Consider the following 8066-nt stretch of genomic DNA (forward strand, 5'->3'; position numbering starts at 1 on the left):
GTCGTCGGCATGGCTGGTGCTGCTGGCACCTTCGTCGCCGCCGGGCGTGGTGATGCCCAGCCGCGCGATGCGGTAGCGGATCTGGCGCAGGCTCATGCCGAGCCGCGCGGCGGCGGCCGTTCGATTGAAGCCGCTTTCGTGCAGCGCGCGCACGAGGATCTCGCGCTCCTGCTGATCGAGGTAGGCCTGCAGGTCCGAGGGGAGGGCGGGCGCCACAGGCTTGGATTCCGCGGCGGGCGCAGCGGCCGCCCGAGGCGCTTCGCCGCCGGCCGCGGCGGCAGAAGAGGGCGCGGGTTCGGCGATGGCCGTCTCGGCCGGTGCCTCGGCAGCCTCCGGCCGCGGCGCCATCAGGTCCAGGTGCAGTTCGTCGCCGTCGTTGAGCGCCACCGCGCGGTGCAGCAGGTTCTCGAGCTCCCGCACGTTGCCGTCGAGCCGGTGCTGGGCCAGGCGGCGCAGCAGTTCGGCGGAAAGATGCGGCACCGGCAGCCCGCCGTCCTGCGCAATGCGCGCGAGCAGCGCGGCGCAAAGCGCGGGCAGGTCCTCGCGCCGGTCGCGCAGCGCGGGTACCGCGATCTCGATCACGTTGAGCCGGTAGAACAGGTCCTGCCGGAAGCGGCCGGCCTGGACTTCGGCATGGAGATCCTTGTGGGTGGCGCTCACGATGCGCACGTCGACCGCGTCTTCCTGCGTCGAGCCGATGGAGCGCACGCTGCGCTCCTGGATCGCACGCAGCAGCTTGGACTGCATCGCCAGCGGCAGGTCGCCGATTTCGTCGAGAAAGAGCGTGCCGCCGCGCGCGGCCTGGAAGTAGCCGTCGCGGTCCTGCGACGAGCCGGTGTAGGAGCCCTTGCGGGCGCCGAAGAACTCGGCCTCGAGCAGGTTCTCGGGAATGGCGCCGCAGTTGACCGCGACGAAGGGGCCCTCGCTGCGCTGGCTGCAGGCATGCACGGCGCGCGCCACCAGTTCCTTGCCGGTGCCCGATTCGCCGCGCACCAGCACCGGCGCCATGCCGCGCGCCACCTTGGCGATGCGCGACTTGACCAGGCGCATCGGCTCCGAGTCGCCCACCAGCCGCTCGAGCGCGGCGACGCCGCTGTCCGGAACGGCCGGCGCGCCGGCGCGCAACGGGTCCGCGGGCGCCGCCTGCCAGGCCTTGGCCGGCGCTGCCTGCTGCGCCTGCACCGCGGACGCGACCACGGCGCGGAACTGCTTCAGGTCGACCGGCTTGGTCAGGTAGTCGAAGGCGCCGGCCTTCAGCGCCTCGACCGCGTTCTCGGCCGAGCCGTAGGCCGTCATCACCACGCAGCGCTCGCTGCGCTGGTTCTTCTGGATGCGGTGGATGATTTCCATGCCCTGTCCATCGGGCAGCCGCATGTCGGTGATCACCGCATCGAACTGCCCCGCCTCCAGGTGCTGCCAGGCTTCCGACACGCTGCCGGCGGCCTCGACGCGATAGCCTTCGCGCAGCAGGGTCAGTTCGTACAGCGTGCGCAGGTCGGGCTCGTCATCGATGACCAGGATGTTGGCCGGGCGCTGCATGGAGGGATGGGGAGTGCTCACAACGCTATTGTGTCAGCCGGTTTTCGCTCGGCGCAAAGCTGACGAAGAATTCATTGCCCTCGGGCCCCCCCGCCACCAGCGCGCGCCGCTCGTAGCCGATGGTGGCGCCGTGGCGCCGGCACAGCTCGCGGCACAGGAAGAGGCCGAGCCCGCTGGAGCGGCTCTCGGATGAGAAAAAAGGCTCGAACAGGTGGCGCTGCACCGCCGGCTCCAGCGGCGCGCCGTCGCTCCACACCTGCAGGCTGGGGCGGCCGGCGCTGCCGCGCTGCGTGGTGGTGACGACCTGGATCGCGCCCGCGCGGCTGCTCGCGTAGCGCGCTGCGTTGTCCAGCAGGTTCACGAGCAGGCGGCGCAGGTGCTCGACATCGAAGCGCACCTCGGCGTCGGCGGCGTCCAGCGCGATCAGCACGCCCTGGCGCTGCGTCTGGCGCACCCACTCTTCGGCCAGCGCCTGCACCGCGGGATCGAGCACGACCTGCTCGCCGAGCGAAAGCACGCGCTGCTGGCGTGCGCGCGAGACGTCGAGCACGTCGTCCACGATKCGTGCGAGCCGCTGCGCGTTGTGCTGCACCATGCTGGTCAGCTTGCGGTGCGCGGGGTCGGTGAGGTCTTCGTTGAGCAGCGCGCTGGCCTGCGTGATGGCCGCGAGCGGATTGCGGATCTCGTGCGCCACCGCGGCCGACATCCGGCCCATCGCGGCCAGCTTCTCGGTGCGGATGCGGGCCTCGCGGCGCGCGCCGCGCAAAGGTCTGGCGCGCCAGCGCAGCCAGCGCATGCCAGGCGGGCTGCGCATGCAGCGCGAACGGCAGGCCGAGCCGGGCCAGCCCCTGGCCGAGGATCGCGTCGGCCGCCGGATTGGCCGCATGCACCATGCCTTCGGCGTCGATCACCAGCACGCCTTCGCTCAGCGTCTCGATCACCAGGTCGTTGACTTGCGCCTGCATCTGCGCGCTGCTTCGGTTGCGCAGCGCGGTTTCTTCCTCGCGGGCCAGCCGGCGCGCCAGCTCGTGCGCCAGCAGGGCCACCACGAAGAGCCCGGTGCCGGTGAGCGCCGCCTGCACGAAGCGGGTGGAGGAATCGCCGGGCTGCTGCAGCAGCCAGTGCCAGCCGGCATCGGCGAGCAGCAGCAGCGTGACCGTGGCCGTGGTGCCCAGGCCCACGGTCACCGTGCCCAGCACCGCGCTCATGAGCACCGGCAGCGCGAACAGCGGCGTGTAGTTGATGCTGCCGCCCTGGAGCACCTGCAGCGCGGTGAAGGTGCCCAGGTCGATGCCGATGGTGAGGAACCACAGCATGCCGAAGGCGCGGATCGGCGGCGTGAAATGCGCGTAGCGGGCGCCCAGCCAGGTGGCAGCCAGGTAGCCGGCCGAAAGCGCCACGGCCAGCGGCTGCACCGTCTGGCCGAGYGCCATGGCCACGCCCTGCAGCAGCACGAGCACCAGCGCAACGAAGCAGCGCGCCGCCATGAAGCCGCGCCACAGCCGCAGCAGCGCGGCGCTTTCGCCGGGGCCCGGCTCGAGCGTGCTCCAGTCGGTGGCGGGTTCGCCGCGCGACCATGGGGAAGAACTCACGGATGCACCCTTGGCGCTGTGCTCATCGATGCCGCGCCCGCTCAGCCGCGCTCGGCGGCCTGGCGGTGCGCCGCGCTGCAGTAGACCGCGCCGCCCGGTCCCGCGATTGCATCGCTTGCAGGCAGGTGCAAGCCGCAATGGGCGCAGCGCAGCATGGCCTGCGGCGAAGCCGGCGCTGCGGGCGGGCGCCTGGCCGCGCGCGCCGCCTCTTCGCGCAGGGTCTCGCGCATTTCTTCCCGGCGGTTCTTGCGCCAGAGCCAGATCGCCACCCAGAGCACCGCGAGAACGAGCAGGTATTTCATGTCGCGCCGCGCGCCAGCACCACTTCGAGCACGAAACGCGAGCCCACATAGGCCAGCAGCAGCAGGGCGGAGCCGGCATACAGCACGCGCCGCGCCGTGCGGCCGCGCCATCCGAAGCGGACCCGGCCGATCAGCAGCACCGCGAAACTGATCCAGGCGAGCACCGAGAACACCGTCTTGTGGTCCCACTTCCAGCCGCGCACGCTCGCGCCGTACAGCGTTTCGCTGAACAGCAGGCCCGCGAGCAGCGTGGCGGAAAGCAGCACGAAGCCGGCCATCACGAAGCGGAAGGTGAGCCGCTCGAGCGTGAGCAGCGGCACGCCGCTCTGCGGCTCGGCGGCGGCAAGGCGGATCTGCTTTTCGGCCCGCGTGATCAGCCAGGCATGGACCACCGCAGCGCCGAACAGGCCGTACGAGGCAATGCCCAGCGCAAGGTGCAGCGGCAGCCAGGGCGATGCCGACACATGCAGCGGCGTGCCGGGAAAGAGAATGGCCAGCAGCACGGCGGCCGCGCCAAGCCAGGCCAGCGCGCGGCGCACCTTGAGCTGCGGGTACATGCGGCTTTCGACCGCGTAGACCGTGAGCACCAGCCAGGCCGTGACCGAAAGCGCCGGTGCAAAGCCGAATTTCGGCTGGCTGCCGACGAGGCCATGGCCCAGCACCGCGGCATGCAGAAGCCACGCCAGCCCGAGGGCCCACTGGGTGGCCTTGCGGCTCAGCCTGGCGCCCGCGGCAGCGGCAAATCCATAGGCAGCCGCGGTGGCGATGCCCAGCGCCACGGCAAGTGGGGAGGGGATCGCTAAAATCATTGCCGGAGTTTATCTCCCCCAGGCTTGCGCACTTCGCGTCGCGGCGCCAACCCCCCTTTCCAATGACCCGCCGCGGCGGGCAGCAAGGCATCTCCTTCATGGCCACCGCCCTCACAGAAAAGTTCTCCCGCCTCGTCAAGACGATGAGCGGCCAGGCGCGCATCACCGAAAGCAACGTGCAGGACATGCTGCGCGAAGTGCGCATGGCCCTGCTCGAAGCCGACGTGGCGCTGCCCGTGGTGCGCGATTTCGTCGCCCGCGTGAAGGAAAAGTCGCTCGGCCAGGAAGTGCTGGGCTCGCTCAAGCCGGGCCAGGCGCTGGTCGGCATCGTCAACCGCGAGCTCGCCGCCACCATGGGCGAGGGCGTGTCCGACATCAACCTGGCGGCGCAGCCGCCGGCCGTGATCCTCATGGCCGGCCTGCAGGGCGCGGGCAAGACCACCACCACCGCCAAGCTGGCCAAGCACCTGATCGAGAAGCGCAAGAAGAAAGTGCTCACGGTCTCCGGCGACGTCTACCGGCCCGCCGCCATCGAGCAGCTCAAGATGGTCACCAAGCAGGCCGGCGCCGAATGGTTCCCGAGCACGCCCGACCAGAAGCCGCTCGACATCGCACGCGCGGCGCTCGACCACGCCAAGCGCCACTTCTTCGACGTGCTGCTGGTCGACACCGCGGGCCGCCTGGCCATCGACGAAGTGCTGATGACCGAGATCAAGCAGCTGCACGGCGCGCTCGATCCGGTCGAGACGCTGTTCGTGGTCGACGCCATGCAGGGCCAGGATGCGATCAACACGGCCAAGGCCTTCAAGGAAGCGCTGCCGCTCACCGGCATCATCCTGACCAAGACCGACGGCGATTCGCGCGGCGGCGCGGCGCTGTCGGTGCGCCAGGTGACGGGCGTGCCGATCAAGTTCGCGGGCACCAGCGAGAAGATCGACGGCCTCGAGGTGTTCGACGCCGAGCGCCATGCGGGCCGCATCCTCGGTATGGGCGACATCGTCGCGCTGGTCGAGCAGGTCACGGCCGGCGTCGACGTGGCGGCGGCGCAGAAGCTCGCGGCCAAGGTCAAGAGCGGCGCGGGCTTCGACCTGAACGACTTCCTCGGTCAGTTGCAGCAGATGAAGCAGATGGGCGGCCTCTCGAGCCTGATGGACAAGCTGCCGCAGCAGATGGCCGCCAAGGCCACCGAGGCCGACATGACCCGCGCCGAGCGCGACATCCGCCGCAAGGAAGGCATCATCCAGAGCATGACGCCGCTGGAGCGCCGCAAGCCCGAGCTGCTCAAGGCCACGCGCAAGCGCCGCATCGCGGCCGGCGCGGGCGTGCAGGTTCAGGAAGTGAACCGCCTGCTCAACGAGTTCGAGCAGATGCAGGGCATGATGAAGAAGATGAAGGGCGGCGGCCTCATGAAGATGATGAAGAAGATGGGCGGCATGAAGGGGATGGGCGGGATGGGTGGGCCCGGTGGGCCGAAGCTGCCGTTCTAATTAAATAGAGCGATGGCTGCTGCTTCGGCAGCGCAATAAAAAAGCCGGCCTCGTGGCCGGCTTTCTTGTTTGCGGTGGAGCTTCAGCGCATCAGGCCGTTGCCAGCGCCGCAGGGCGCGCCAGGCGAAGCGCATGCATCCAGGCGCGGCGCAGCACGGCGGGCGAGCGCGATTCCTCGGGAATCAGCAGGAAGCCGCGGTCGCGCAGCGAGGTGCCCAGCGCGATCTGGCTGGTCAGCACCGTGAGCGGAATGGCCAGCAGCAGCGGCAGGCCCACCGGCATGAGCCAGATCAGCGCGCTCGGATCGATCATTGCGACACCCAGGGCCAGCGCGCCGACCACCACGCTCATGGGAGCGAGCTGCGACACGGCGACCTTCCACGGCACGGCAGCGGCTTCGCGCGGGGGCGACTTCCAGTCGAGCTTGATGCCGGTGAGGGCGACCAGCACGAACAGCGAATGGGCCAGCATGCGAACCGGCGCCTGCACGATGGCCAGGCCGCTTTCGAGCACCGAGCTCTTCACCAGGCCCCACAGGCCGCCGTACTGGCGCTGCTCGCCGCGCATCAGCACGGCCGCGATGCCGAGCACGCGGGGCAGGAACAGGAGGCACAGGGTCCAGACCCACAGGCCGGCCAGTTCCGCCGGCAGCACGCTCCAGCTGGAGATCAGGCTCGAGCCGCTCAGCCACAGCGCGGTGCCGAGCGTCAGGAATGCGAGCCACAGCGGCGCCGAGACGTAGGCCATGGTGCCGGTCACGAACATCGCGCGGTGCACCGGGTGGATGCCGGGCTCGGCCATCAGGCGGGCGTTCTGCAGGTTGCCCTGGCACCAGCGGCGGTCGCGCTGCAGTTCGGCCAAGAGGTCCGGCGGCTGCTGCTCGTAGCTGCCGACCAGGTCGGCGCAGAGCCACACGTTGTAGCCGGCGCGGCGCATCAGCGCAGCTTCGACGAAGTCGTGCGACATGATGCCGCCCGACATGCCGCCGGTGCCCTTGATGGGGGCCAGCGCGCAGTGCTTCATGAAGGGCTCGACGCGGATGATCGCGTTGTGGCCCCAGTAGTGCGATTCGCCCAGTTGCCAGAACTGCATGCCCAGCGTGAACAGGCGGCCCGTCACGCGGGAGGCGAATTGCTGCGCGCGGGCATGCAGCGTCACGTGGCCGATGGCCTGCGTGGCGGTCTGGATGATGCCGGCGGTCGGGTTGGCTTCCATCAGCTTGACCATCGAGGTCAGGCAGTCGCCGCTCATCACGGAGTCGGCGTCGAGCACGACCATGTAGCGGTAGTCCTTGCCCCAGCGGCGGCAGAAGTCGGCCACGTTGCCGGCCTTGCGGTGGGTGCGGCGGGTGCGCAGGCGGTAGTACACCTCGACCTGCGGCTGGTTGGGGCTGTCGGCCAGCGCGGCGCGCAGGTCTTCCCAGGCGGCGCGCTCGGCGGCGGCGGTTTCGGGCGAGTAGCTGTCGGACAGCACGAACACGTCGAACTGCTTGGCGTGGCCGGTGGCCGCGACCGATTCGCAGGTGGCGCGCAGGCCGGCGAACACGGTGGCCACGTCCTCGTTGCAGATCGGCATGATGATCGCGGTGCGTGCCTCGGGGTTCATCGGGTGGTGGGCCACCTGCTTGACCGAGAGCGCGTGCTTGTCGCCGCGCACCGAGACGTAGAAGCCCATGAGCGCGGTCACGAAGCCGGTGACGACCCAGCCCGAGAGCAGGCCGTACAGGCCGATCTGGCCGTATTCGAGCCAGACGTTGTCGTAGTCGGGTTGCACGCCGGCAAACAGCACGGACGCGATCACGGTGCTCAGCAGCGTGAGCGCCATGAAGGCGAAGCGGCGCTGGGCCGCGGCGCGCTGCCAGGGCTGCTTGGCCTGGGCGCCGGCTTCGGCGGTCTGGCTTTCCGGCTTGCCGCCGGCGCCGAGCTTGACCAGCAGGGCTGTGCCGATGCTGTTCCAGAAGCCGCGCCAGGGGCGGGGCGTCATGGAGCCGCGGTTGACCGGCGGAGCGGTCACGGAATTGGGATGGCGTTCTTCGCGCACCGGGCTGCGGTGCGAGAAGTCGGCTTCGGTCAGCACGTTCAGTTGGGAGAAGTCGTTCGGCTTCATGTGTGATTTACCAACGTTGCTTGTCGAGGGAAGGGGTGTCGCCAATGGCAGGAAAGCGCTTGATCACGCAATCCGGTTCGGCGCCGCCCGCGCTTGCGAGCGCGGCCACCGAATGACCGGCGGCACGGGGCCGCACGGGGGAAAACTGCTTTTGACGCAGGCCGTCGCGCTGCTGGCGCAGTGCGAAAGATGGGCTGGTGAGTGCTGTCATGCCTGTACAGGGGCAAACCC

General features: G+C 69.9%; 6 protein-coding genes and 1 pseudogene. 1 reads left to right on the top strand and 6 read right to left on the bottom strand.

The window, feature by feature from the left end; translation table 11 throughout:
- The 4 genes and pseudogenes from AC1DOC_RS15985 to AC1DOC_RS16000 form a co-directional block, all read right to left on the bottom strand.
- Positions 1–1539: sigma-54-dependent transcriptional regulator (locus AC1DOC_RS15985; protein WP_012746107.1), on the bottom strand; the 1539-nt coding region annotated here is incomplete at its 3' end.
- Positions 1540–1564: 25 nt separating this feature from the next.
- Positions 1565–3131, bottom strand: a pseudogene (locus tag AC1DOC_RS15990) (sensor histidine kinase).
- A gap of 41 nt (positions 3132–3172) precedes the next feature.
- The gene (locus tag AC1DOC_RS15995; protein WP_012746109.1) at positions 3173–3433 is read right to left on the bottom strand and encodes a PP0621 family protein; all 261 of its coding nucleotides are present in this window, start codon (positions 3431–3433) and stop codon (positions 3173–3175) included.
- Complete coding sequence (locus tag AC1DOC_RS16000) at positions 3430–4242, bottom strand: cytochrome C assembly family protein (protein ID WP_012746110.1); 813 nt, start codon at positions 4240–4242, stop codon at positions 3430–3432. Before AC1DOC_RS16000 ends, AC1DOC_RS15995 begins: the two co-directional genes overlap by 4 nt.
- Positions 4243–4340: 98 nt before the next feature.
- On the opposite strand from AC1DOC_RS16000, the gene ffh reads away from it, so the two are divergent.
- Positions 4341–5729: a signal recognition particle protein gene (ffh, locus tag AC1DOC_RS16005; protein ID WP_012746111.1), complete on the top strand. Its 1389-nt coding sequence runs from the start codon at positions 4341–4343 to the stop codon at positions 5727–5729.
- A gap of 90 nt (positions 5730–5819) precedes the next feature.
- Here the strand turns inward: ffh and mdoH are convergent, their stop codons facing one another.
- Together mdoH and AC1DOC_RS16015 are read right to left on the bottom strand one after the other, a co-directional pair.
- A complete protein-coding gene (gene mdoH / locus AC1DOC_RS16010; RefSeq protein ID WP_012746112.1) occupies positions 5820–7835 on the bottom strand; it encodes a glucans biosynthesis glucosyltransferase MdoH in 2016 nt (671 codons plus the stop codon).
- Positions 7836–7842: 7 nt separating this feature from the next.
- Positions 7843–8046: a hypothetical protein gene (locus AC1DOC_RS16015; RefSeq protein WP_012746113.1), complete on the bottom strand. Its 204-nt coding sequence runs from the start codon at positions 8044–8046 to the stop codon at positions 7843–7845.
- Between the last annotated feature and the right edge of the window lie 20 nt (positions 8047–8066).

The organism is Variovorax sp. 01T439_2 (assembly GCF_056398445.1).